The following is a 25,015-nucleotide window of genomic DNA, read 5'->3' as shown; positions in this document are numbered from 1 at the left end:
GACTGCGCTATCTACCTGTAACGGAGTAACCATGCAACAGGCACCACAGGCTCTTGCACCTGTCCGCCTTGATAAATGGCTTTGGGCGGCACGGTTTTACAAAACCCGCTCAGTCGCCAGAACAATGATTGATGGCGGAAAGGTTCATTATAACGGGCAGCGCAGCAAGCCCGGAAAATTAGTTGAGAACGGAGCAACTCTCGTCCTGCGTCAGGGAAATGATGAACGGACGATCCGCATTCTCGGTATAACAGACAAACGTCTGAGTGCACCGCTGGCACAGCAACTCTGGGAAGAAACACCGGAGAGTATTGAAAAACGTGAAAAAACAGCACTTGCACGTAAAATGAATGCCCTGACAATGCCGCATCCGGAACGACGTCCTGATAAAAAGGAACGACGGACATTATTGAAATTTAAACACAGCAATTCAGATACCGCGGAGTAAAGCGGTCAACACGAGAGAAAATTATGTCTGTACAACACGATGCATTACACCGCTTCCTGTTTAACAAAAGTGACATCCGCGGAGAGCTGGTTTCCGCTTCCGACACATTGCAGCAGATTTTAGGCGATCATAACTATCCTGAGCCTGTCCGTCATTTACTGGGCGAACTGCTGGTCTGTACCAGCCTGCTGACTGCCACACTTAAATTTGAAGGGGATATTACCGTTCAGATTCAGGGCGATGGTCCGGTTCATCTGGCGGTCATTAACGGCAACCATAACCAGCAGATGCGCGGTGTTGCCCGGATGAACAGTGATATTCCGGCCGATGCAGGTTTGCATGAACTTATCGGCAAAGGCGTTATGGTCATCACGATAACACCTGAGAAAGGTGAACGTTATCAGGGCATTGTAGCTCTTGAAGGTGAAACACTCGAAGCCTGCCTGGATAACTACTTCCGCCAGTCAGAACAGTTACCCACCAGCCTGTTTGTCCGTGTGGCAGAACATAACGGGAAACTGCAGGCCGCCGGAATGCTGTTACAGGCGCTGCCGGCATCTGCCGAGGCCCGGACACCGGAAGAAACAAAGGCCATATTCAGCCACCTGCTGCAACTCACGGCGACAATTTCCCCTGATGAGCTGTTCACGCTGGATGCGGAAACTATCCTGTACCGCCTCTATCATGAAGAAGAGGTTGTGCTCTACGAACCGGCTGCCATACGTTTTCACTGTGGCTGTTCCCGTGAACGCTGCGCGGATACCCTGGTGACACTGCCGCAGGAAGATGTTGCCCATATTTTACAGGAAGATGGCAATATTGATATGGAGTGTGAATATTGCGGTACTCACCATATCTTTAATGAACAGGATATCCGTGATATCCGTCATCAGAAAGAACAGTCACTGCACTGATTCGTTTAAGCTGTCCTGACACCAGGCCGCGCCGGTCTTTCCCGGCGCGGCCTTTTTGTTGAATTTTTCTTATGGTATCGAGTCAGCTCACAAAATAAGCTCAAAAAAAATCCGGATTTTCATTTATTTGATAGCTATCGCTGTTAACCAGTCGTAAACAATTATGATATCAGAAGATAATTCGATGACCAGGAGGCTTTGGATGAGCGCAAAAACGATGGCTGTAAACGAACTGGAGCAGTACGGCATTACTGATGTCACGCAGGTAATCTACAATCCGAGTTATGATTTACTCTTCGACGAAGAAACCAACCCCGGCCTGACCGGCTATGAACACGGCGTTGTCACCACCAGCGGCGCAGTCGCCGTTGATACCGGTATTTTTACCGGTCGTTCGCCGAAGGATAAATATCTGGTCAGAGATGACATCACCCGCGATACCGTCTGGTGGGCCGATCAGGGAAAAGGTAAGAATGATAATAAACCGCTGTCGCAAGAGACCTGGCTGTCACTGAAAAAACTCGTCACCACACAACTCTCCGGCAAGCGCCTGTTTATTGTTGATGCCTTCTGCGGTGCCAATGCGGATACCCGCCTGAAAGTCCGTTTTATTACGGAAGTCGCCTGGCAGGCACACTTTGTGAAAAACATGTTTATCCGGCCGGATGAAGGTGAACTTCATGGCTTTGAACCGGATTTTATTGTTATGAACGGCGCGAAGTGCACCAATCCGGACTGGCAGGCACAAGGACTGAATTCAGAAAACTTTGTCGCGTTTAACCTGACGGAGCGCATCCAGCTCATCGGCGGCACCTGGTACGGCGGAGAAATGAAGAAAGGCATGTTCTCCATCATGAATTATTTACTGCCTTTACAGGGAATTGCAGCAATGCACTGCTCGGCAAACGTCGGGGAAAAGGGCGATGTGGCTATTTTCTTCGGGTTGTCCGGCACCGGGAAAACCACGCTTTCCACTGATCCGAAACGCAAACTTATCGGCGACGACGAACATGGCTGGGATGACGACGGCGTCTTTAACTTTGAAGGCGGCTGTTATGCCAAAACCATTAATTTATCCGCTGAGGCAGAGCCGGATATCTATAACGCCATCAGCCGGGATGCATTACTGGAAAACGTGGTTGTACGCCCGGATGGCAGCGTTGATTTCGATGACGGCAGCAAAACAGAAAATACCCGGGTGTCTTATCCTATCTATCATATTGAAAATATTGTTAAACCTGTCTCAAAGGCAGGACATGCAAACAATGTGATTTTCCTGACGGCAGACGCATTCGGTGTATTGCCGCCGGTCGCGGAGCTGACCCCGGAACAGATGCAGTATCACTTCCTGTCCGGATTTACCGCCAAACTTGCCGGAACTGAGCGGGGCGTGACAGAACCGACGCCAACCTTCTCTGCCTGTTTCGGTGCGGCATTCCTGACACTGCACCCGACACAATACGCCGATGTTCTGGTGAAACGCATGAAAGCGGCGGGCGCAAAAGCGTACCTGGTTAACACAGGATGGAACGGTACAGGAAAACGTATTTCAATTAAGAATACGCGTGCTATCATAGACGCCATTCTCAGCGGGGATATTGATAAAGCGGAAAAACATACGCTGCCAATCTTTAATCTGGCCATTCCTCATGAGCTGCCGGGTGTCGAGAGTCATATACTCGACCCGCGCAATACGTATGATAACGTGGCGCAATGGCAGGAAAAAGCAAAAGACCTGGCGGAACGGTTTATAAATAACTTTGATAAGTACACCGATACTCCGACCGGTCAGGCTCTCGTCAGTGCAGGGCCTTTGCTGTAACCGAATAACAAAAAAAGCAGTGTGAGCAAAACAGCAGCCCCGGATCAAAAGTCCGGGGCTTTCTGTTTTAATCAACAGCAGGAAGGTCAAACAGCAGTATTTCACTGTCTTCTGTAGCCCGCAGACTGAGCAGGTCTTCATCGCGTATCGCCACACCATCACTGGTTACCACTGCGTGGCCATTAATGGTCAGCGCGCCTTTCACTACCTGTATCCAGATAACCCGCCCGCTCTGTGGCTGATATACCTCTTCCTCACCCCCCGCCAGCGCCCAGCGCCACAGCGTCATATCCTGAAAGATTTTAAGCGACCCGTCGCGGGCATCCGGTGACAACACCAGCTGGCGTCCGTTTACGGCATCAAACCGGCGCTGCTCATAGCGCGGTGTCAGCCCTGTCGCCTGAGGAATTATCCAAATCTGATATAAATGCAGCGCAGTCGTATCATCAGGGTTATATTCCGAATGGCGGATCCCGGTACCGGCGCTCATTATCTGGAATTCACCGGCAGGCACCTGCTCTTTATTTCCCATACTGTCCCGGTGCTCAACCGCCCCTTCCAGAACATAGGTCAGGATCTCCATATCTTTATGCGGATGTGTGCCGAACCCTTTGCCTGCTTCAATAAAGTCTTCATTAATCACCCGCAGGGCAGAAAACCCCATAAAGTCCCGGTCATAATAATCAGCAAACGAAAAAGTGTGCCAGCTTTCAAGCCAGCCGTGAGTTGCATGACCGCGTTCATTTGCAGAGCGTACATAAATCATAATTTGTCTCCTTAATCTGATAAGAAACAGTTTACGTCCGCCACAGAAATAGACCAGCAGGGCTGATTAACGTAAGGATCCAAAAAATTTGAATGAGTATGAGGACGAGTGATTACATTCACACCGGGACCGCGGGAATAGCCGGTAAAACGGAAAGACGCTGACACATCCCTGTCCGCTCGGATCGCGCCATCCATGGCGCTTTACGCTTTCCTCTTCTTTACCGGCTACTCCCAGATGAACTTTAGTACTGTCAAAACCAAAAAACTAATCTGCTAAATCACCCCGTTTGTGGCACGAAATATACTTTCTGGTTTTAGCTCACTCACACTTTCCCCGACGCCATTCGTTCTGCAGCAAGGCGGCAAGGGAAGGAAGACGGGGAGCATACATGAGTATGTGACCCGGCTGCCTGAGTGCAGCCAACACAGCGGCAGAGCGAATGGATAAGGGGAAAAAAGGGGAAAAAAAAAGCCGGCGCAAGGCCGGCTAAATAAACACTGGAAGCAATGTGAGCAATGTCGTTCTTTCATCTGAACCCTGAAGGTGGTCGTCTGAAAGTGAATTAATGATAATGGTTCTCAGTATCATTTGTAAAGCACTTTTTGCTTAGTTCTATGTACAATTACTGTCTCTTTCCGTTAACTCACTGATCCGTTGGTTTATTTTAACGTAATTTAATAATTCCATAGGGTTATTATGGGTATTACCCAAAATCCTTATTCTCTATAGCGCATAATTCATGCCCCCGGAAATTGTGACACAGCGCAGAAAAAATATGAATATAATCAATAGCATTACGATAAAATACTCCAGGCTTGTGCTGTATAGCACAGGCATACGCGCTGCCCGGGCAAGCACAGGCAGTCAAATTCATTAGCTAAGAGACAAATCTTATGCTCAATACAAAATACATGAACGCTCAAGGGGAATTTGATAGTGAAATCAAAATCAGAGGGAAACCTAAACAATGACGTAAATCAGTCTGAAAACACGGCAATGAACGAACAAGACGAAGCGGTACTGTCAAAAATTGAGAAATTGCCGGAAACACTTTTCAATAAGTGTGAGAAATTAGTTGGTAAAGGCACGGAAACGTATCGGCTCCAGCACGGATCACACAATGGAAATAGTATCTTTTTCAATCAAAACGGACAGGATTATCGTTACAGTGTAGTCGATGGGAAAACAGGCTCAATGTACCTTGCCAAAGCACCGGAACTGCGTTGAAAGAAGTGTTCCAGAACAAGAAAGGACTAAAAGAGTCAGACCTTGACGGGTACTATATGGGTGTCATTGTCCTGGATAAAGATGTAACTGTTATTCAGGTTGATGAGCTGATTAAAAACTCCGGATTGACTGTTAATAATGTCACAACATCAACGCGCTCAGTCACCCAAAGATTAGCGGGAAGAGTACATAGCGCGGGGTTCGGTGGTATGGAATACAGATCAAACGTTACCAATGAGCTATGTTTGGTCGTCTGGCACAACGAACCTTCAGGGGAAGGCTTTGCTACAACATCTAAGCAAACCTGTCTGAGTGAATTTGATTGGGATGGCCGGGAAACTGCCGACATCCTTGTCAATAATTTGGGAATTCCCGTAGAGGAAGGGTAAGACTAAATGGGAGGGTTGCCCCTCTCCCATTTATTACGCCGGATCTTGCGTGCCAAAAAGTCTGGCCAGACGAAGCAATTCATCCATCACAATCCCATCGGAATTACTTTTCAGAACCTCTGCAACAGTGAACGTGTTTCTTTTCGGCTTAAAACCATTCAGTACAGTATTGCGTTCTTCCATAAAGAAGGAATACTGCATACGATCGCTGAATTTCCTCAAATGATCCAGCAGCGCTTTCAGGCCTTTCAGTACACCGCCATCAGAGTTTTTCTCATCATCAGTGAACTGGAAAATGGGATAGTAAAATTCGCCATCCAGATCAATAGCCAGAAGCTTGCGATTTTTTCGCCAGGTATTAACCGTTGTCTTTGTTTTACCCAGAGCATCGGCAGCCTCTGCTGTTGAAAGAACACCGCCATCGGCTTCAAGTGTTTGAGCAAACATAATCTTGCTCTTCACTCGCCTCAGTAAGCGGTTTTTTTCTTTACTCTGGCTTTGAATCGCATGTTCGGTACTGTTTTTAACAAGCATATCAAATACAAAAAGCATATCTGTTTGTGACATACTTTCAGTGCTGACATTGGTTTTGCCTGCACGAATATTATCTGCGATTTCACCGATAATATTTTGCAGACGGTCGGCTGATATCACAGAAAAAGAATTACCGGAGGAGCGATCATGCACATTTCGTTTTTGTGTTGTCGTAGTCATAACTGCCACCTTTTCGATTTCAATTAAACAATAATACATCAAATCGAAAAGGTGTACAACATTCACCCGGTTTGTCCGTGCTGCAATCCCATTTATTATTAGCACTCAACCATAGCATTTATTGTCACTTTCCGGGCAACGCCTGCGCACATGCCCACGCCGAACTCCATGCCCACTGGAAATTATATCCCCCGAGCCAGCCGGTCACATCTGTCACTTCACCGATAAAATACAGCCCCTGTACATCCCGGGCTTCCATGGTTTTTGATGAAAGCGCCAGGGTATCCACGCCGCCCAGTGTCACCTCAGCTGTCCGGTAGCCCTCCGTGCCGTTAGGCTGTACCTGCCAGTTCTGTAATTTATCCGTAATATCCTGCTGTGCCGCTTTTGACAGCTGATTCAGCGCCACATCGGGTAAATCACCCATTGCCTGTAAACACTCCACCAACCGCTTAGGAAGCAGTTTTGCCAGCGCGTTGCGCAGGCTCAGGTTAGGATGTTTTTCCCGCTGGACAGCAAAGAACTCCGCCAGGTCAGCCACGGGAAGTAAGTTAATGCTCACATACTCGCCGGCTTGCCAGTAACTGGAAATTTGCAGAATGGCAGGACCGGACAGCCCGCGGTGAGTGAATAAAATATTTTCGGCGAAGTGCGTTCCGTCCTGTGCCGTAACGGTTGCAGGCACGGCCACGCCGGAAAGCGCCTGAAGCTCTGTCAGTAAAGGCTTATGCAAGGTAAACGGCACCAATGCCGCACGGGTCGGTAATACCGGCAGACCAAACTGTTCTGCCAGACGATAACCAAACGGTGTTGCTCCCAGGCCCGGCATTGATAGCCCGCCACAGGCAACAATAAGTGAGTGTGTACTCACTTGCTTTCCGTTGACCGTCACAACAAATTCCTCCCCCTGCTTTTCCACCGCGGTCACTTCACTGCGCAACCGGACCATCACAGCACCCAGTTCACACTCCGCCAGCAGTAAATCAATAATCTGCTGCGCCGAATCATCACAAAAGAGCTGACCGAGCGTTTTCTCGTGATACGCAATCTGATATTTCTGCACCAGCGCAATAAAATCCCACTGTGTAAAGCGGGCAAGCGCTGACTTACAAAAATGCGGATTGTGGCTCAGATACGCGGCCGGTTCTGTATACAGGTTAGTAAAATTACAGCGCCCGCCCCCGGACATCAAAATTTTTCGTCCGGCTTTTTTGCCATTATCGAGAACCAGCACACGCAGGCCGCGCTGCCCTGCCTGTGCGGCACAAAACAATCCTGCGGCGCCGGCGCCGATAACTATTGCATCAAACTTTTCCAAAATTATGTTCTCTATGGCTAAAAATGTGGCGAAATTCCGATAAATGTCTTAAATTTGTCATAGTGATTAAATCAAGCTATAAATTTGTCATTTTTTATTTAGGAGCCTAACCCGATGATATATAAGCGCTAACTATTTTTACGACTGATTTTCTGAAGGTCTCAAATCAAAAAAAGGCTATATTTCACTTCCCCGGGACGCATTTGTCGCTGATAATGCGCCGCGTTCATGTCCAACAACTGGCTTAACGTCTATGCTACATCTATTTGCAGGCCTGGAATTCCATACCGGCCTTTTGTTAGTACTGGCACTGGTTTTTGTGCTTTTCTACGAAGCTATTAATGGCTTCCATGATACCGCAAATGCGGTAGCAACTGTTATCTATACCCGGGCGATGCGGGCTCAGCTTGCCGTTGTCATGGCGGGTGTTTTTAACTTCCTCGGGGTACTGCTCGGCGGTCTGAGTGTGGCGTATGCGATTGTGCATCTTCTGCCCACAGACTTACTGCTGAATGTCAGTTCGGCCCATGGTCTTGCCATGGTCTTTTCCCTGCTTCTCGCCGCCATCATCTGGAACCTGGGCACCTGGTACTTCGGTATTCCGGCCTCAAGTTCTCATACTCTGATCGGCGCCATTATCGGGATCGGCTTAACCAACGCAGTTGTCACTGACAGTTCTGTGGTGGATGCGCTTAATATTCCGAAAATGGTCAGCATCTTCCTCTCACTGATTCTGTCACCGTTAATCGGTCTGGTCATCGCCGGGTTAATGATCTGGTGTTTGCGCCGGTACTGGAGTGGTACAAAAAAACGTCGCCGCATTCACTTAACACCGGCAGAACGTGAGAAAAAAGACGGCAAACGTAAACCGCCATTCTGGACGCGTACAGCTCTTATCCTCTCCGCAGTCGGCGTCAGCTTCTCGCATGGCGCAAATGACGGGCAGAAAGGCATTGGTCTGATTATGCTGGTTCTGATTGGTGTCGCACCTGCCGGCTTTATGGTGAATATGAACTCCAGCGATTACGATATCGCCCGTACGCGGGATGCGGTTGTGAATCTGGATCAGTATTACACCACGCACAGGGAAGCATTAGCACACGCTATTGAGCTGACACCTGCGGTTAACGCAGAAAATGCCGTTCCTGATGAGCAGTTCCATTGTGACAGCTCACGCACCGGCATTGTATTACAACAGGCACAAGGGCTGCTCAGTAATATTCATACTTACAGTGATTTATTACCGGAGCAACGTAGTCAGATGCGCCGTCTGCTGATGTGTATTTCGGATACTGCCGCAGAAGTTGCGAAGTTACCGGAAACCAAACCAGAAGATGCCCGCTTCCTGAAACGTCTCTCTAATGACCTGCTGAGTACTGTTGAGTACGCACCAATCTGGATCATCATGTCTGTCGCACTGGCCCTGTCACTGGGGACTATGTTCGGCTGGAAACGTGTTGCGGTGACCATTGGTGAGAAAATCGGTAAGAAAGGTATGACGTACGCACAAGGTGTATCTGCGCAGGTTACTGCGGCAGTCTCTATCGGTGTGGCAAGTTATACCGGCATGCCGGTTTCAACCACTCAGGTGCTCTCCTCCGCCGTTGCAGGGACTATGATTGTTGATGGCGGGGGCGTTCAGTCCAAAACCATCAAAAACATCCTGCTGGCGTGGGTACTGACTTTACCGGTCTCTATTTTCCTGTCCGGTTCGCTTTACTGGATTTCCCTGCAAATTATCTGACCGCAGGTTGTTATCCTCAGAAACTGAAAAGCCTGACGGCTGTTGCCGTCAGGCTTTTTTTTTATCTTTTTATTTTTTCCGCTTTACTGCCAGATAAGCATCATCAGTAATGAGGCAATCACAATACCGCATATCGCACTGATCATCGTAAACTGGCGGTGAATACGCCCGCAGCGTAAAACGACCTCAGGATCATGATGAGTGAGATATTCCCGCTGATTAATATAGCGGATAAGGCGCAATTGTTTCTGCCACTGAGTATGATCAGTAAAAGCATTATTACCGCCGACTGCGTGGTAGAGCAGAGGATCACACTCACGCAAAACAGAGAACAAGGCCCGGATTGAAGAATAAAACCGGATCATGTTAATCAGACAAAGAAAACATAACGCCCAGAACAGTGTAACGATGCTGAACATAATCCACCCCTCAGACTATCCGCGGAGAAGAAACCGGTGATATCAGTGTTAATCACAGCGTACTGACAACATTCTATGTATTCAGTATGGACAAAGCTGTGAAGTTCCACAAACTATCACATTCTTTCACACTGTAGTTTACTGAAAATATTAGTTTTGCCACACACAGCCTTGTTAGAAGTACATAGATTGTTATACCCTTATTCATTCAAACTGCAGGTTCGTTGGCCGCACTCAGCCTGCCTGCATCTTGAATGACGTTGGGTACATATCTTATGAATCAGATATTCCGCGTAATATAATAAAAGCGTTGAGTTGTGATCGGCATTACACTCTTTAATGATATGAAGCAGTTATAGTATTCATCAAGGATAGCGGCGTAAGCCCTGCCAACCCTTTAACACTTTGAACGAAAGGAACTTCTTTATGGCATATAAACATATTTTGGTCGCAGTCGATCTCTCGCCTGAAAGTGAAGTGTTAGTGAGTAAAGCGGTTTCCATGGCGAAGCCTTACGATGCAAAAGTGTCGTTGATCCACGTTGATGTCAATTACTCTGACTTATACACCGGGCTTATCGATGTTAACCTGGGCGACATGCAGCAGCGTATTACTGAAGAAACCAGTAACTCACTGAAAAATTTAGCCAAAAATTCCGGTTATGAGATTCAGGAAATGCTCAGCGGCAGCGGTGACCTTGGTCAGGTATTAGTCGATGCTATCAGAAAATATGATATGGACCTGGTTGTCTGCGGGCACCATCAGGATTTCTGGAGCAAACTGATGTCTTCTGCACGTCAGCTGATTAACACCGTTCATGTCGATATGTTGATTGTTCCGCTACGTGACGATGATACCGCATAATCTTCTGTTGCAATATTATTCATATAAAATGCCTGCTTATGCAGGCATTTTTTTTAGCTGAAAATAAAGCGGCAGATTCGGCGCAAAGTGCCGTCAATGAATTTTTTTTTGTCATATATGTAAAAAACAACTTGAAAACCAGGTATAAACAAGAGATAAATTCAAGTGGTAAATGCAAATACATCTCACATTATCAGAAAAATAAAATAAAAAATGTCCGGGATACCTCACAATGTAACGTAACCCGACATCATTCGTGTCACAGATATGTCGTTCGCAGGAATGTTCCGGAGAACCTGCTCCCGGGAGACAAGTGCGGCCTGCATATTCTGCATATGAATGCATAAGGGTAAGACAGACAGGAAAATAAACATGAGTAACTTTATCTCTTTGGAAACGTTTCTGGAAAGTGTTCAGCGCCGTGATCCGTCACAACCTGAATTCCTCCAGGCAGTACGTGAAGTGTTCTCCACACTATGGCCATTCCTTGGCAACAACCCGCAATACCGCGATCAAAACCTGCTCGCGCGCCTTGTTGAACCGGAACGTGTTATTCAGTTTCGTGTCACCTGGGTGGATGATCAGAATCAGGTACAGGTTAACCGTGCGTGGCGCGTGCAGTTCAGCTCCGCTATCGGCCCGTACAAAGGCGGTATGCGCTTTCATCCGTCAGTAAACCTCTCAATCCTCAAGTTCCTGGGCTTTGAGCAGACACTGAAAAACGCACTGACCACACTGCCGATGGGCGGCGGGAAAGGCGGTTCTGATTTTGATCCGAAAGGAAAAAGCCAGAGCGAAGTGATGCGCTTCTGCCAGGCACTGATGACCGAACTATATCGTCATCTGGGGCCGGATACCGATGTCCCTGCCGGTGATATCGGCGTGGGTGGTCGTGAAGTCGGTTACATGGCCGGCATGATGAAAAAACTCTCCAATAACACATCTTGTGTATTCACCGGTAAAGGGCTCTCTTTCGGCGGCAGTCTGATCCGTCCGGAAGCCACGGGTTACGGACTGGTTTACTTCACACAGGCCATGCTGGAGCGCCACGGAATGAGTTTTGAGGGTATGCAGGTTTCTGTTTCCGGCTCCGGTAACGTAGCACTGTTTACTATCGAAAAATGCCTGTCGCTCGGTGCAAAAGTCATTACTGCATCAGACTCCGGCGGTACTGTTGTCGATAAAGACGGTTTCACCACAGAGAAACTGGCACGTCTGACAGAAATCAAAAACCGTTACGGTCGTGTGGAAGAGTATGCCAGAGAGTTCGGGCTGGTTTATCTGAAAGATCAGACTCCGTGGGCGGTTCCGGTTGATATCGCACTGCCGTGTGCCACTCAGAACGAGTTGGATCTGGCGGATGCACAGGTGCTTATCAAAAACGGCGTGAAAGCAGTTGCTGAAGGTGCCAATATGCCGACAACCATTCCGGCAACGGATGCATTCCTGGCCGCCAATGTGCTGTTTGCACCGGGTAAAGCAGCAAATGCCGGTGGTGTGGCAACATCCGGTCTGGAAATGTCACAAAACTCAGTGCGCCTGAGCTGGAAAACAGAAGAAGTGGATGCGCGTCTGCATCACATCATGCTGGATATCCACAACGCCTGTGTGCAGTACGGCAGCGAAGAGAAACAGACTAATTATGTACAGGGTGCGAATATTGCCGGGTTTGTGAAAGTGGCTGACGCAATGCTGGCACAAGGCGTTCTGTAAGTTTTAATTTGTTGCAGCAGTAAGTGTCTGTCGTGTCAGTTACACGGTAAACACAGTGTCGAAGGGGGTATAACAAGCGGTACGGAAGTCTCACTTGTTGCCCCTTCGCGAAACGGGAACTGCCCTGTCCCCCTTTCACACTGACCGTATCAGTTATTCAGCCTCTGCTTTTATGCAGGGATAGATATCAAAACGATGGCTTTTGGTCTCCAGCGCAGCCGGTGCTTTCTGCCCCGCCAGCGGCTCTGCGTAATCCGGACGCTTCACCACTACCCGCCGGGTAGCAAGTGCCAGAGCAGGCGCCAGTAGTTTATCTGCATCCTCATCCGCCCCCACCAGCGACTGAAATACCCGCATCTCTTTTTTGACCAGCGCACTTTTCTGCCGGTGCGGATACATCGGGTCGAGATACACCACTTCCGGCGGCGGCGAAATATCCGCAAGCGCATCAATACCGGACGCGTGGATCAATACCATCCGCTCACGCATCCAGCTGCCGATTTCACTATCCAGATACGCACGCTGCAAGCCGTCATCCAGCAAGGCAGCGACAACCGGATGGCGCTCTATCATGCGTACCCGGCAGCCCAGAGACGCCAGCACAAACGCATCACGCCCCAGACCGGCAGTTGCATCCACCACAGACGGCACATAGGATTTTTTTATCCCGACCGCTTTCGCAACCGCTTCCCCGCGCCCGCCGCCAAAACGCCGCCGGTGTGCCATGGTGCCACCCGCAAAATCCACGCGGATCCCACCGAGTTTCGGTTCATCGCACTTGCGTAGTTCCAGCCCTTCCGGTGTCAGTACCAATGCCATCGGTGCCGTTTCATCATGCACCAGACCCCATCGCGCAGCTAACGCGTTAAGGGCGCAGTTATCTGCACCCTCCTCACACTGTAAACGAATATTCACTTATTACCCGTTGATTCCGTAGCCTTTTAACATCGCATCCAGCTCTGGTTTACGTCCGCGGAAGCGCTCAAACAGAACCATCGGCTCTTCTGAACCACCACGGCTGAGGATGTTGTCCAGGAAAGACTGCCCGGTGACCGGGTTGAAAATCCCTTCCTCACTAAAACGTGAGAAAGCATCAGCTGCCAGCACATCCGCCCACAGATAACTGTAATAACCAGCTGCATAGCCACCTGCAAAAATATGACTGAACGCATGCGGGAAACGGCTCCACGGCGCACTTGGCACAACAGAGACTTTCGCTTTCACCGCAGACAATACCGGCATAATCTGCGCACCAATTGCCGGGTCATATTCTGCATGTAAGGTGAAATCAAACAAACCGAACTCAAGCTGGCGCAGGATAAACATCGCAGACTGATAATTCTTAGCCGCCAGCATGCTGTCGAGCAGCGACTGAGGCAATGGCTCACCGGTTTCATAATGACCGGAGATAAACGCCAGCGCGTCCGGCTCCCAGCACCAGTTTTCCATAAACTGGCTCGGCAGTTCGACCGCATCCCACGGCACACCATTGATACCGGAGACATCCGCCACCTCAATCTGAGTCAGCATATGATGCAGACCATGGCCAAATTCGTGGAATAATGTCAGCACTTCGTCATGGGTAAACAGCGCCGGTTTGTCACCGACCGGTTTATTAAAGTTACAGGTAAGATACGCCACCGGTTTTTGCAGGGAATTATCAGCATGGCGCATACGTCCGATGCAATCATCCATCCAGGCACCGCCGCGTTTGTGTTCGCGGGCATATAAATCCAGATAGAAGCTGCCGCGCAGTTCGCCGGTGTTATCAAATAAATCAAAGAAACGGACATCCGGATGCCAAGTTTCAACACCAAAACGCTCTTTGGCGGTGATCCCGTAGATCCGGCGGATCACTTCAAACAACCCGCTAATCGCTTTTTCTTCCGGGAAGTAAGGACGCAGTTGCTCGTCACTTATCGCAAACAGATGCTGTTTTTGTTTATCGGCAAAATACGCCATATCCCACGGCTCGAGTTTATCGACACCATATTGTTCTTTAGCAAAAGCAGCCAGTTGTGCAACTTCCTGTTCGCCCTGATGATGCGCACGCTCAGCGAGATCATTGAGGAACGCCAGCACCTGTGCCGGGTTTTCTGCCATCTTGGTGGCGAGAGATTTTTCCGCATAATTTTTAAAGCCGAGTAACTGAGCCAGCTCATAGCGCAGCGCCAGAATCTCAGCCATCACATCGCTGTTATCCCATTTCCCGCCATTCGGCCCCAGCTCTGATGCACGGGTGCCGTAGGCTTCACTCATCTCTTTGCGCAGCTCACGGTTGTCTGCATAGGTCATTACCGGCAGATAACTCGGCATATCCAGGGTGAATAACCAGCCCTTATCGCCTTTTGACTCCGCCAGTGCTTTCGCCCCGGCAACAGCACTTTCCGGCAGCCCTGCCAGCATTGCTTCGTCGGTAATCAGCTTGCTCCAGCCCATCGTGGCATCCAGCACATTATTGCTGTACAGCGAACCAAGCTCTGACAGGCGGGCAGAAATCTCGCCGTAACGCTTTTGTTTTTCGGCCGGTAGACCAATGCCGGATAATTCAAAATCACGCAGTGAATTTTCAATCGATTTGCGCTGTGCCTGAGATAAAGATGCAAATTCAGGGCTTGCTTTCAATGCTTTATACGCATTGTATAGCCCTTCATGCTGTCCCATCCAGGTACTGAATTCTGACAGCAGCGGCAGACATTGCTCATAAGCTTCACGCAATTCCGGACTGTTTTTCACCGAATTCAGATGACCGACCGGCGACCAGACGCGGGATAATTTATCACCGGCCTCCGCCAGCGGAACACAGACATTTTCCCATGTAAAATCAGGAGCATGACTCATCACCTGCTCAACCGTCTGACGATAGTTATCCAGCGTTTCTTTTACCGCAGGCACAATACATTCGGGATTAATGGCAGAAAATGCCGGTAACTGATTCTTAGTCGGAGAAAGCAAAGGGTTCATCATAAAAAACATCCTGTTAGCTGTCTGGTGTACATCCGCCTGACGGCGCATATACAAATGAAAAGTAAAAACCGAAACTCCTTATAACATGGGGACATTATCCGGCAAGTTCAATGATTTTTCGTGTTATTGCGCTGAGTAAAAATCATTCGCGCAAATAATCACACTATTCTGATACATCTCAAAAGAAAAGCCGTAAGAGAACTTTTGAATCGCCCCCGGAAAGCGTATAATATGCAACCTCGAAACGGAAGATCATCGTCCCCGGTGGGGCGGCCGGATTTCAAATCCGGTTGGGGCCGCCAGCGGTCCCGGGCAGGTTCGACTCCTGTGATCTTCCGCCACTCAAGTTCAATACAACTCCATCAATTCTATTAAATTCAAATCATTACTCAACCAATCAACGGCAAACAACTAATCTGTCGGGCTATTTTAATGTTTATTTTTCAGGGTATATTGGTAGGATTGGGTTTTATTTAGTTGAGATAATCGTCAGTAAAACGGAGGCCATTTGATGAGTGATAATCTTCCTGAGGCACCACAGGGCGAATTTGTTTTGTTCCGAAGTGAAGATGGTCAGACTCGCGTCGAATGCCGCTTTGAATCCGATACGCTGTGGTTATCTCAGGCATCCATTGCTGAACTGTATGGAAAAGATGTTCGTACAATTAACGAACATCTTGTTAATATTTTTTCTGAAGCGGAACTTGCTCAAAACGCAACCATCCGGAAATTCCGGATAGTTCGATTAGAGGGAAATCGTCAGGTCTCCAGAGAGATCGACCACTATAGTTTACCTGCCATTCTTGCTGTTGGTTACCGTGTCCGTTCGGTTCGCGGCACACAGTTTCGTCAGTGGGCAACTCAAACGCTGGAGCAGTATCTGATCAAAGGGTTTGTGATGGACGATGAGCGGCTGAAGAATCCGCCTATCGGTCAGTCAGTCGTACCTGATTACTTTGATGAGATGCTTGAACGCATCCGCGATATCCGTGCCAGTGAGCGGCGGGTGTATTTACGCGTAAAAGAGATCTTCACCATGGCCGCAGACTATGAGCCTTCAAATAAAGAAACCACACATTTCTTCCAAACCATCCAAAACAAACTGCATTTTGCTTGTACGGGCATGACTGCCGCTGAGCTTATTGCTAATCGTGCAGATGCCAGTCAGCCGGATATGGGCTTAACCAGTTATAAGTCCGATGAAATTCGCAAAACTGATGTCACTACTGCAAAAAACTATCTACGTGAGAATGAACTGAAAGAATTAAATCGTATCGTCAATATGTGGCTCGACTTTGCCGAAGACCAGGCACTGCGCCGTAAGCAGGTTTTTTTACAGGATTGGGATATAAAGCTGGATCAGTTTTTAAGTTTCAATGACCGTGAAGTTTTGCAAGGTGCTGGTGGGATTAGTAAGAAATCAGCTGACGAGAAAGCCAAAGAGATATTTGATGTTTTTGCTCAAAAATATCGTCAACTGAAAGAGGCTGAAGGAGCGAGAGCGAATATTGCGGCACTGAAAGATTTGCTGAAAACAAGTAAACAAAAGAAGTGATGTGGTGAATACAAGTAAACTGTTTACAGACAAAGATCTCTGCGCGGCATTATCCGACATGTTTGTGGACAATTGGGTGGATTATCAATATATCGCCTCGGTCGCAAGAAATTTTTCCGTTGAGTATGTTCAAGTCATGCTGTATCGATATGTTGCCCCTATCTGTTACTGTAATCTGTTATCTCCTGTACCTCCGGTATGGACTTATTTTGATGCAGATGAATTATGGGAAGATATTGGTATATTGAAAAATAAAGAGCAACGCATATTTGGTAAATTTAAAAGAGATCTCTGTGCTTTATATTTCAAAAATAGACTTAAGCAAGAGTGGCAAGAATTAATGTGTTTTTTGCAAAATTAACAGATAGTTATCCAACTTGATTCAATGGTTGAAAGAATAGGAATAGAACATGCAATCAATACGACTCATGGGGAATGGTTATGAACGAGCCTGTAATTTAAATCACTTAGCTGCTTGATTTTTGCTCAAAAAACCATTCTGGTGGCACTGCTATTTATCTAACTCAGTAAATTCATTAAATATCATGATCCATCAAATACAACTCCTGTGCTCCCAATTAAGTTTAATGAAATTAAACTAATTACATTAAATTCAAATCATTACTCAACTAATTTTCAGAAAACAATTAATCTCTCTGGCTATTTTAACGGGAAATCCCCCTTGGATTCAGAACAAAATTACCCAATCGTCGTTATTGCTATAGTTTTAATAACATGGATTAATTAAGCCCAGTTTATACATGTAAGGATAATTATGGCTGATTCAATCTACCTCACTCTCAAAGGAAATAAACAGGGGCTTATATCTGCAGGGTGTTCCACTTATAACTCTATTGGCAATAGATATCAGAAAGACCATACTCATAAAATTATGGTTTATGCTACTGATTATGAGATATCCAGAAGACAAAACGTATCTCATGCAAACTTTATTTTTATCAAGGCTGATGATAAATCATCACCTTTACTGCTTTCCAGTATAGCTAATAACGAGTTATTAGAATGTGAATTTGAATATTACCGCATTGATCAGTGTGGTGGCTTATTGCACTACAAAACGATAAAACTAACTAAGGCATCTATCGTTAAAATTGGAAATATTCATCCTGACTCGCTAATTGAAAATGAAATGTACCCAAAAGAAACTATTTCATTGAAATACGAGAGTATTACATTAAATCACCATGCCGCCAGTACTTCAGGCTATAGCATCAGCAATAATATCTGAATGGGCTGACCTGAATGAGAAATGATGTATTTAATAACCGGCAACAGTTGCCAGTCATCAGGGATAATGATTCCAAACTTCAAACAGCAATATCAAATAAACAAGATGATTATGCGAGAGTTTTTATCATGATCAATAATGTATTTATCGGTCATGCCGGACTTGTTCTTGATGAAGGCGAGGAATCCTTTTTATATGATCCGGCTGGTAGTTATACCGGGTGCAAAAATAATAAATGTGATGGTTCGATACGAAGTTACAGAGGCTCCGGCGATTTTTTTGAATACCCGGACTTTGATTGGGATGATTATCTTCAGTACCAATTAGATGATGGCGAAGACGTTGTTGTGTTTGAATTTATTGTTCCGCGTATTCAGTTAAAAAAAATGAAAGATAATATTATCCATAATTCTGAAATAGCATCTAACTTTACTTGCGCGAAAAATGTAGCCAGGGTTTTACGTGAAAGCGGGGGTGTATTTGCTGATTTTGAAGATGGTTTTTTCTCACCATGGGGTCTGAAGGACGCATTGCTCGATATTCAATTAAAAAAAGGAGGTGTGCCGCATGTTGTTCCGAAAAATTAATAAAAACTCAGCACTAACATCTTATATATCCCTGTGCTTAGGAGTTATCTTTTATTACCTCCAAGGTGTGCATCAGATTTTTTTTTACGATAATAAAAGAAGGTTCATTCAACGCTTCTGTTTCTTTCGCTTATCATCATTCTCTAAGCCTTGGTCTATTTACCTATGCCATAATGCTGGCTCCGATATATTACTATCATCTTAAAATACACATAACTCTGCTTTATCGTATGTTATTATACGTTATTCTACCTACTCTTATAGCGTTTGTTTTTTGGTATTTTTATATATATCTTTCCTATTCCGCATCACATTGGATGGAAGACTCCATATATAAAACCATAAAATACATATTGATAATTAGCTACTTACAGAGCTTAATCATTCTCATGACACTAGTTTCTGTGATTTCAGATATTATGTTTAATCTAATTCGTGTAATTATTTTCTTAATGAAAAATATCATCATTCGGGATGCAGGCAGGCTATAAAAACTCACCTGCCAGACTATCTTAATATTTATTTTGCCGGATTAATTTTCTGACTAAAAATCAGTCTTAGAAAAACCGGTCATATCATTCAGTCCCATTTCGCGGCCTAATGCCGTCATTGGATGAACAATTGTCAGGCCCCGCACAGCTTTCTTCAGTTTGCCAATATCAGCTTGTTCTTTCTTCGTGATGGCGCGTTTGAATGGCATATCCACTAACTTCTGCGCTTCTTTGCTTAGTTTCGTGCTACGTACCGCCTTCAGACGAACAATTTCAATTTCCAGTGCCGCTTTTTCTTTCTCAAGCTCCGCGTATTTTTCCGTATTGTTTGTCAGCTGCATACTTGTCATCTGGTGACGGATAAGGTCTAAACGGTCGCTGAGAAGTTTGATTTGTGCTTTTTCGATTTCTTTCATTATTAATTAACCGTGAATAAATTTCTGTCGGCAAGTATACACCATTCAGCTATGAGGATGAAAAGGGATACTGGTTGGCTGCTATTATCCATCAAATACGACACCCGTTACCGCAAAAACACCCTGTTTTATTATCGGTAAGTCAGCCGGTAAAAAACCCCGCGCCCGGCGTACTGACTGTCTGATACATCAATATTCCGGCAATGATAAATATTCCCCCGGCAATCAGGCGTAAATATTCGCCATAGCGCAGATTCATACCTTTTCCCTGAGTATGTGTCAGGCGCAGTGCCAGAAAACGCATGCTGTGAACAAACAAAGCGATGGCACACAGTGTGATCCCTGTGCCCAGCGCCATGGCAAATGTGGCTATAACACCCCAGTGAAAAACATCAATGACCGCTGAAAACAGTAAAACCAGCAATGCACCTGAACAAGGACGGCAGCCCATCGCAAGGATCATACCGGCCTGTGTCCGCCAGTGCCCGGTTAATGCATCGTCAGCCACAACATGCTGATGCCCGCAACCACAAGCCGGTATCTGACCGCCCCGGTGAATCGGAGACGCCTGTAAAACTGCCGGTGATTTGAGTGGCAGCGGCGTGGCTTTTTTAATAGTGGGTAATTTAACAGGTGTAGCGACCACTAACCGGCGGAGCGCTCGGATAATAATAAATCCGCCCAGCGCGATGATAAACACATAGCTCATTTTTTCAGTTAACTGACTGATATGATTAAGCTGTCGTGTTGAAAGCTGCAATATAAATAATACAACCGAAACTAATACGACCGCGACCGTTCCCTGAAGCAGAGAAGCCAGAAAACTGAGTAATGCACTGTGGCGTAATTTAGCGGGGTGTGTGGCAATATAAGCAGATAAGATCACTTTGCCGTGACCCGGCCCCAGTGCATGCAGCAGACCATACAAAAAACTGAACAATACCAGCAGCCCGCCGGCCCGCAGCGGATCCGCCGTTGCCAGCCCGATAAGCGTTGCCAGCTCAGTATTCAGGCTTCTTTGTAGTCCGGTACTGATATGCAGTAAGGATGGCCATGCACTGTGCAGTAAGTAGCTTCCCGGTAAAATAATGATCAGGAACAGAATCCACAGCATAATATGACCGCGCTTTATTGTCTGTGTCTTTATTAATGGCATTGCAGTGAGACCCGCTGTGCAAACTGGCGACCGAGTGTAAGGTCATCATCCGGGGTTTCCCCGGTATCTAATGATAAGGCATAGTTTTTGAGTTCATCCGACGGCTGAGCCTCAACTAAGGTCAGTTTACATGCGGATTCTGACGGCTTTGAAAGATGTAACATCCCGCTGTCGGTATACGCCATACTGACAAAAAAGGTCGGTTCATACGTCAGTAAGTCAATCGTGCTGCCCGCCAGCGGGATCGGGTGTAATAGTGACACACGGAACGACATCACAATCTGTAATCCCTGCCGGGTCATCCTGTATTCATCGGGAAATAATTTCAGCGGTTGTTTTTTGTTCTGATAATAGAGTTCTGAAAAATAGGATTGTCCGATAATATTCGCCATGACAGATGCCGCCTGCTTTTTCCATTGCGGGCTGTCTTCCTGCGTTTTCAGTAAATCATACAAAATATCTGCGGATGTCATCGGATCCATCACCCACACATAGTTCAGTCCGGTAAGATGATGATTATCAGTGACTAATGTGGTATCCATCTCAATAAAACTGTGCGGGTGCGCCATGAGCCGGGGACTGAAAAAAAAATAGTAAAATCAAAAAAACAGATAACAGCGGATATCTGATTACCTTCGTATGTTCCATGCCGGATCCCATTACAGCGCTACGCATTGATATAATATAACATAACAATACATTCACAGAAACCGGCTCAGTAACGGATACAATTGTATTATTATTAATCGCACCTGTTTTTATACAGAAACTGAATCAGTACAACTGCGTAATAATACCGTCCCCTGGTGCAATATTATTCTGCTTGTCCGGACAAAACTAATCATAAAAAGACTGAAGTGCATTCTCTGCCACAGATCTACCCGAATCATTCATTCGCTCAATAAAACATCATAAAGATATCACTCAAAGCGCCGATAACGTAAATATACGCTTATCTGTTCCCGGGAGATTTATATGTCGTTGTATCCGTCCCGCATTTCAACCCGCCTGACCATCGGGGGCATACTGCTCCTTGCCATCACCACTGCAATTATTATTGTTATCATGCTCTGGCGGGGACAGCCGCGTGTTGTCGAAATAAATACAGCATTAATCGAAGAAACCGGACATGGACTGACCGCCAGGGTGAGCACGATTTTATCCCATATCGACGGAAAAACAGTCAGTCTGGCACGGCTGTCAGAAGTACTGCCGAATGACGAAGCGTTGTATCAACATATTCCGCCAAACCTTATCGGCGGACAAAATAATGCCATTATCACCGGCGGCGGGATCTGGCCGGAACCGGGCGCATTTCTGCCGAATGTGGCAAAACGCAGCTTCTTCTGGGCGCGTAACAGTACGGGAGAATTAATTTTCTCTGATGAATACAATGCGGAAAACGCAAGCGACTATCATAACGAGAGCTGGTACAAAAATGCCCGCGAACACGCGACAGATACCTGTCTGTGGTCTGATGTATATCAGGATGCTGTTTCCGGTGTGAATATGGTGACCTGTAGTGTGCCTTACCGCGTTGGCGGTCAGTTTTCGGGTGTCGCAACAACGGATATCCGCCTGAATAATATTGCCGCCATTATGCAGCAATATGGTGACAGAACCGGCGGCTATGCATTTGTGACAGACCGGCAGGGGCAATTAATTTACTTTCCCGGCGACGATAATAAGAAATTTAAAACATTTGATGAGCTTGCCGCCCAATCCGCATGGCTGGTACCCGTTGCTGAAAGTCTGAAGCAGCAGCATTCTCCGCAATCCGGTATCGACATAATAAAACTCGATGATGACAAATTGCTGAACAGCCCATCACAAGTCATGCTTTTTCCGATGGAAGATACAGGATGGGTTATCGGCCTTGTCACACCGGAAAGCCGGATCACCGGTTTGGCAAAAGTCATGATGCAGGATGTACTGGAAGCCCTGCTGCCTATAATGGCACTGTTGTTGCTGGGATCCTGGCTGGTTGTACGCCGGTTAATCACACGGTTGGATGATACCCGCAAGGCACTGGATGATATTGCACAGGGAGAAGGTGACCTGACACGCCGTATGGATGTACGGGGCAAAGATGAAATTTCTGCCATTGCGCAGGCGTTTAACCTATTCGCGGATAAAATATCCACCATGTTACTGACCGTTCGCAACAGCAGCGCCGTTGTCGCAGGGAATACCGTTAGCCTGGCAGATAACAATACAGAGTTGTCTGCGCGGGTAACACAGCAGGCAGCGGCGCTGGAACAGAGTGCCTCTGCGATGGAAGAGCTGAATGTTACTGTCCATCAGAATAGCGAAAATACACTTCAGGCAGATAACCTGGCGGAAAGTACCGCGCAAACAGCCAGCCGCTGCGGTGATATGATGCAAAATGTTATTTCAACCATGAATAATGTAAGTGCATCATCAGGCAAGATGGTTGAGATAGTCTCTGTCATCGACAGCATTGCATTCCAGACCAATATCCTGGCATTGAATGCGGCGGTAGAAGCCGCTCGTGCAGGGGACTCCGGTCGCGGGTTTGCGGTTGTGGCATCAGAGGTCAGAACACTGGCGCAGCGCAGTGCGCAGGCCGCACAGGAAATTAAAGTTCTGATTGATCAGTCTGTATTGAATGTGGGAACCGGCAGCCGCCAGGTCAGTGAGGCAGGTGAAACACTGGCAGATTTGGTAATGGATGTGCTTCAGGTAAGACAATTAATGAATGATATCCGCATCGCCGGCGAAGAGCAGAGCAAAGGCCTTGCTGAGGTCACAATGGCCGTATCTGAAATGGATACAACAGTTCAGCAAAATGCGACATTAATTGATGATGCAGCATCACGCACTCAGATCCTGAGAAAAGAAGCTGAGCAACTTGCAGAGATGGTTTCAGCCTTTAAATTGCCGGAAACACATTGATCAGTAATGCAGTCAAATACCGGGTTGATACTTTATCAGCCCGGTATTCATTCTGGTGATTATTCAAAATCCGCCGCATCATGGCGTTCACGCAGTAGTTTCTCTGACGGATCCCCGGTGCGATTGACTCTGTATCCTCTCTGTACACCCGGACGGGCTGCCACCTGGTTTGCCCAACGGATCACATGAGGGTAATCACTCACAGATAAGAATGTTGCCGCACCATATAATTTCCCCAGTACCAATGCACCATACCATGGCCAGATGGCGATATCCGCGATGCTGTAGTGCTCACCGGCGATAAACTCATTGTCAGCCAGTTGATGATTCAACACATCCAGTTGCCGCTTGGTTTCCATTGCATAGCGATTAATTGGGTACTCATATTTTTCTGGTGCGTACGCATAAAAGTGACCAAATCCCCCGCCGACAAATGGCGCTGATCCCATTTGCCAGAATAGCCATGACAATGTTTCAGCCCGTTCAGGTTGATTTTCCGGTAAGAATACTGAAAATTTTTCAGCCAGGTACATCAGAATAGAGCCTGATTCAAATACCCGTACCGGTGCGGTACCACTGAGATCAACCAATGCGGGGATCTTTGAGTTCGGATTAACGCCGACAAATCCGGAACCAAATTGGTCGCCTTTGCCAATATCAATAAACCAGGCGTCATACTCCGCCTCTTTAATGCCTGACTCCAGTAATTCCTCAAGCATGATCGATACTTTCTGGCCATTAGGCGTTCCCAGAGAGTAAAGCTGAAACGGATGCTTACCCACCGGCAGTACTTTCTCGTGTGTTGCCCCGGAAACGGGACGGTTAATATTGGCAAATTTTCCGCCGTTGCCTTGCGTCCATTCCCATACATCCGGCGGGGTATACGTTGAATCAGCCATCAGTTATCTCCTCAGCATTGGTTACCCCGGTGATATAACCGGGAATGCAGCACTATACGGTTTTTATTACGGACATTTAATTTACCGTCAGCAGCGCAAAATAGAAACCGTTGTTTCATTCACGGAAATTTATTCATAAAAGTATCGGGATTTACTGAATCAGGTCAGGATTACAATGGCAGAGAGTTATCAGAGCAGGTGAAAAATAGCGATGGTGTTGTTTATTCAGGGGTTTTTATAACATTCAGGCGGAGTATTGATTTTTTTCGCCCAAACGCAAAAAAGCCACCCAAAGGGTGGCTTCTCGGCTTAAATAATAACCTGGCGGTTCCCTACTCTCACATGGGGAGACCCCACACTACCATCGGCGCTACGGCGTTTCACTTCTGAGTTCGGCATGGGGTCAGGTGGGACCACCGCGCTAGTGCCGCCAGGCAA

The 25,015-nt window shown here is 46.9% G+C and carries 22 protein-coding genes, 1 tRNA gene, 1 rRNA gene and 1 pseudogene; 14 read left to right on the top strand and 11 right to left on the bottom strand.

Going from position 1 to position 25,015, the window contains the following annotated elements:
* The first annotated feature begins 31 nt into the window (after positions 1 to 31).
* The 3 genes from hslR (at position 32) to pckA (ending at position 3,184) form a co-directional block, all read left to right on the top strand.
* Positions 32 to 448 (top strand): ribosome-associated heat shock protein Hsp15, encoded by a 417-nt coding sequence (hslR, locus tag AYY17_RS17180; protein ID WP_067425758.1) that lies wholly within the window; start codon positions 32 to 34, stop codon positions 446 to 448.
* 23 nt (positions 449 to 471) lie between these two features.
* A complete protein-coding gene (hslO, locus tag AYY17_RS17175) occupies positions 472 to 1,362 on the top strand; it encodes an Hsp33 family molecular chaperone HslO (protein WP_067425756.1) in 891 nt (296 codons plus the stop codon).
* Between the two features lie 202 nt (positions 1,363 to 1,564).
* Positions 1,565 to 3,184, top strand: a complete 1,620-nt coding sequence (gene pckA / locus AYY17_RS17170) for a phosphoenolpyruvate carboxykinase (ATP) (RefSeq protein WP_067425753.1) — start codon at positions 1,565 to 1,567, stop codon at positions 3,182 to 3,184.
* A 67-nt stretch (positions 3,185 to 3,251) separates the two neighbouring features.
* On the opposite strand, the gene AYY17_RS17165 is transcribed toward pckA, so the two are convergent.
* Positions 3,252 to 3,950, bottom strand: a complete 699-nt coding sequence (locus AYY17_RS17165) for a pirin family protein (protein WP_067425749.1) — start codon at positions 3,948 to 3,950, stop codon at positions 3,252 to 3,254.
* 939 nt (positions 3,951 to 4,889) lie between these two features.
* On the opposite strand from AYY17_RS17165, the gene AYY17_RS22430 reads away from it, so the two are divergent.
* Both AYY17_RS22430 and AYY17_RS22425 read left to right on the top strand, forming a co-directional pair.
* Positions 4,890 to 5,180, top strand: coding sequence for a hypothetical protein (locus AYY17_RS22430; protein ID WP_067425746.1), 291 nt, complete (start codon positions 4,890 to 4,892; stop codon positions 5,178 to 5,180).
* Between the two features lie 5 nt (positions 5,181 to 5,185).
* Positions 5,186 to 5,569: an RES family NAD+ phosphorylase gene (locus AYY17_RS22425; protein WP_235845427.1), complete on the top strand. Its 384-nt coding sequence runs from the start codon at positions 5,186 to 5,188 to the stop codon at positions 5,567 to 5,569.
* A gap of 33 nt (positions 5,570 to 5,602) precedes the next feature.
* Here AYY17_RS22425 and AYY17_RS17150 read toward each other — a convergent pair whose 3' ends face one another.
* Both AYY17_RS17150 and AYY17_RS17145 read right to left on the bottom strand, forming a co-directional pair.
* Entirely contained in the window at positions 5,603 to 6,283 is a 681-nt protein-coding gene (locus tag AYY17_RS17150; protein WP_067426078.1) for a helix-turn-helix domain-containing protein, read from the bottom strand.
* Between the two features lie 124 nt (positions 6,284 to 6,407).
* Positions 6,408 to 7,601, bottom strand: a complete 1,194-nt coding sequence (locus AYY17_RS17145) for a BaiN/RdsA family NAD(P)/FAD-dependent oxidoreductase (RefSeq protein ID WP_067425743.1) — start codon at positions 7,599 to 7,601, stop codon at positions 6,408 to 6,410.
* Positions 7,602 to 7,854: 253 nt separating this feature from the next.
* On the opposite strand from AYY17_RS17145, the gene pitA reads away from it, so the two are divergent.
* Positions 7,855 to 9,345, top strand: a complete 1,491-nt coding sequence (gene pitA / locus AYY17_RS17140; RefSeq protein ID WP_067405941.1) for an inorganic phosphate transporter PitA — start codon at positions 7,855 to 7,857, stop codon at positions 9,343 to 9,345.
* A gap of 83 nt (positions 9,346 to 9,428) precedes the next feature.
* Here pitA and uspB read toward each other — a convergent pair whose 3' ends face one another.
* The gene (gene uspB, locus AYY17_RS17135; RefSeq protein WP_067425740.1) at positions 9,429 to 9,764 is read right to left on the bottom strand and encodes a universal stress protein UspB; all 336 of its coding nucleotides are present in this window, start codon (positions 9,762 to 9,764) and stop codon (positions 9,429 to 9,431) included.
* 426 nt (positions 9,765 to 10,190) lie between these two features.
* On the opposite strand from uspB, the gene uspA reads away from it, so the two are divergent.
* Positions 10,191 to 10,628 carry a universal stress protein UspA gene (gene uspA, locus AYY17_RS17130; RefSeq protein WP_067425736.1) on the top strand — a complete coding sequence of 146 codons (438 nt, stop codon included), beginning with the start codon at positions 10,191 to 10,193 and terminating at the stop codon, positions 10,626 to 10,628.
* Between the two features lie 372 nt (positions 10,629 to 11,000).
* Positions 11,001 to 12,341 carry an NADP-specific glutamate dehydrogenase gene (gdhA, locus tag AYY17_RS17120; protein ID WP_067425731.1) on the top strand — a complete coding sequence of 447 codons (1,341 nt, stop codon included), beginning with the start codon at positions 11,001 to 11,003 and terminating at the stop codon, positions 12,339 to 12,341.
* Positions 12,342 to 12,494: 153 nt separating this feature from the next.
* Here gdhA and rsmJ read toward each other — a convergent pair whose 3' ends face one another.
* Together rsmJ and prlC are read right to left on the bottom strand one after the other, a co-directional pair.
* Positions 12,495 to 13,256 (bottom strand): 16S rRNA (guanine(1516)-N(2))-methyltransferase RsmJ, encoded by a 762-nt coding sequence (rsmJ, locus tag AYY17_RS17115; RefSeq protein ID WP_067425728.1) that lies wholly within the window; start codon positions 13,254 to 13,256, stop codon positions 12,495 to 12,497.
* Between the two features lie 3 nt (positions 13,257 to 13,259).
* Positions 13,260 to 15,308, bottom strand: coding sequence for an oligopeptidase A (prlC, locus tag AYY17_RS17110; RefSeq protein ID WP_067426076.1), 2,049 nt, complete (start codon positions 15,306 to 15,308; stop codon positions 13,260 to 13,262).
* 246 nt (positions 15,309 to 15,554) lie between these two features.
* Here prlC and AYY17_RS17105 point away from each other — a divergent pair.
* From AYY17_RS17105 to AYY17_RS17085, 5 genes are all read left to right on the top strand, one after another.
* A tRNA-Sec gene (locus AYY17_RS17105) sits at positions 15,555 to 15,649 on the top strand.
* A 170-nt stretch (positions 15,650 to 15,819) separates the two neighbouring features.
* Complete coding sequence (locus AYY17_RS17100; RefSeq protein WP_067425726.1) at positions 15,820 to 16,863, top strand: virulence RhuM family protein; 1,044 nt, start codon at positions 15,820 to 15,822, stop codon at positions 16,861 to 16,863.
* Positions 16,864 to 16,867: 4 nt separating this feature from the next.
* The gene (locus AYY17_RS17095; protein WP_156656737.1) at positions 16,868 to 17,224 is read left to right on the top strand and encodes a DUF7079 family protein; all 357 of its coding nucleotides are present in this window, start codon (positions 16,868 to 16,870) and stop codon (positions 17,222 to 17,224) included.
* 414 nt (positions 17,225 to 17,638) lie between these two features.
* Entirely contained in the window at positions 17,639 to 18,112 is a 474-nt protein-coding gene (locus tag AYY17_RS17090) for an Hcp family type VI secretion system effector (protein ID WP_067425723.1), read from the top strand.
* A gap of 14 nt (positions 18,113 to 18,126) precedes the next feature.
* A complete protein-coding gene (locus AYY17_RS17085) occupies positions 18,127 to 18,699 on the top strand; it encodes a hypothetical protein (protein ID WP_067425720.1) in 573 nt (190 codons plus the stop codon).
* 544 nt (positions 18,700 to 19,243) lie between these two features.
* Here AYY17_RS17085 and AYY17_RS17080 read toward each other — a convergent pair.
* From AYY17_RS17080 to AYY17_RS17070, 3 genes and pseudogenes are all read right to left on the bottom strand, one after another.
* A complete protein-coding gene (locus tag AYY17_RS17080; protein WP_067425718.1) occupies positions 19,244 to 19,606 on the bottom strand; it encodes a YibL family ribosome-associated protein in 363 nt (120 codons plus the stop codon).
* Between the two features lie 142 nt (positions 19,607 to 19,748).
* Entirely contained in the window at positions 19,749 to 20,720 is a 972-nt protein-coding gene (locus AYY17_RS17075) for a nickel/cobalt transporter (protein ID WP_235845417.1), read from the bottom strand.
* Between the two features lie 32 nt (positions 20,721 to 20,752).
* Positions 20,753 to 21,337: pseudogene (locus AYY17_RS17070) on the bottom strand (DUF1007 family protein); the annotation flags it as partial.
* 400 nt (positions 21,338 to 21,737) lie between these two features.
* Here AYY17_RS17070 and AYY17_RS17065 point away from each other — a divergent pair.
* Complete coding sequence (locus AYY17_RS17065; RefSeq protein WP_067425709.1) at positions 21,738 to 23,678, top strand: methyl-accepting chemotaxis protein; 1,941 nt, start codon at positions 21,738 to 21,740, stop codon at positions 23,676 to 23,678.
* A gap of 59 nt (positions 23,679 to 23,737) precedes the next feature.
* On the opposite strand, the gene yghU is transcribed toward AYY17_RS17065, so the two are convergent.
* Both yghU and rrf read right to left on the bottom strand, forming a co-directional pair.
* Positions 23,738 to 24,577, bottom strand: coding sequence for a glutathione-dependent disulfide-bond oxidoreductase (gene yghU / locus AYY17_RS17060; protein WP_067425705.1), 840 nt, complete (start codon positions 24,575 to 24,577; stop codon positions 23,738 to 23,740).
* A 319-nt stretch (positions 24,578 to 24,896) separates the two neighbouring features.
* Positions 24,897 to 25,012: ribosomal RNA gene (rrf, locus tag AYY17_RS17055) — 5S ribosomal RNA — on the bottom strand.
* Between the last annotated feature and the right edge of the window lie 3 nt (positions 25,013 to 25,015).

The sequence above is a fragment of the Morganella psychrotolerans genome, from assembly GCF_001676055.1.
Classification (GTDB): Bacteria; Pseudomonadota; Gammaproteobacteria; order Enterobacterales; family Enterobacteriaceae; genus Morganella; species Morganella psychrotolerans_B.
This window is presented reverse-complemented; position numbering and strand designations above follow the sequence as displayed.

Bases quoted from the DNA above. Each gene is read 5' to 3' on its own strand.
- AYY17_RS17150 (WP_067426078.1), bottom strand. From the start codon at position 6,283: ATGACTACGACAACACAAAAACGAAATGTGCATGATCGCTCCTCCGGT.
- uspB (WP_067425740.1), bottom strand. From the start codon at position 9,764: ATGTTCAGCATCGTTACACTGTTCTGGGCGTTATGTTTTCTTTGTCTG.
- pitA (WP_067405941.1), top strand. From the start codon at position 7,855: ATGCTACATCTATTTGCAGGCCTGGAATTCCATACCGGCCTTTTGTTA.
- AYY17_RS17065 (WP_067425709.1), top strand. From the start codon at position 21,738: ATGTCGTTGTATCCGTCCCGCATTTCAACCCGCCTGACCATCGGGGGC.
- AYY17_RS17165 (WP_067425749.1), bottom strand. From the start codon at position 3,950: ATGATTTATGTACGCTCTGCAAATGAACGCGGTCATGCAACTCACGGC.
- uspA (WP_067425736.1), top strand. From the start codon at position 10,191: ATGGCATATAAACATATTTTGGTCGCAGTCGATCTCTCGCCTGAAAGT.
- AYY17_RS17100 (WP_067425726.1), top strand. From the start codon at position 15,820: ATGAGTGATAATCTTCCTGAGGCACCACAGGGCGAATTTGTTTTGTTC.
- pckA (WP_067425753.1), top strand. From the start codon at position 1,565: ATGAGCGCAAAAACGATGGCTGTAAACGAACTGGAGCAGTACGGCATT.
- AYY17_RS17090 (WP_067425723.1), top strand. From the start codon at position 17,639: ATGGCTGATTCAATCTACCTCACTCTCAAAGGAAATAAACAGGGGCTT.
- gdhA (WP_067425731.1), top strand. From the start codon at position 11,001: ATGAGTAACTTTATCTCTTTGGAAACGTTTCTGGAAAGTGTTCAGCGC.
- AYY17_RS17080 (WP_067425718.1), bottom strand. From the start codon at position 19,606: ATGAAAGAAATCGAAAAAGCACAAATCAAACTTCTCAGCGACCGTTTA.
- yghU (WP_067425705.1), bottom strand. From the start codon at position 24,577: ATGGCTGATTCAACGTATACCCCGCCGGATGTATGGGAATGGACGCAA.
- AYY17_RS17085 (WP_067425720.1), top strand. From the start codon at position 18,127: ATGAGAAATGATGTATTTAATAACCGGCAACAGTTGCCAGTCATCAGG.
- prlC (WP_067426076.1), bottom strand. From the start codon at position 15,308: ATGATGAACCCTTTGCTTTCTCCGACTAAGAATCAGTTACCGGCATTT.
- hslO (WP_067425756.1), top strand. From the start codon at position 472: ATGTCTGTACAACACGATGCATTACACCGCTTCCTGTTTAACAAAAGT.
- hslR (WP_067425758.1), top strand. From the start codon at position 32: ATGCAACAGGCACCACAGGCTCTTGCACCTGTCCGCCTTGATAAATGG.
- AYY17_RS17075 (WP_235845417.1), bottom strand. From the start codon at position 20,720: ATGCTGTGGATTCTGTTCCTGATCATTATTTTACCGGGAAGCTACTTA.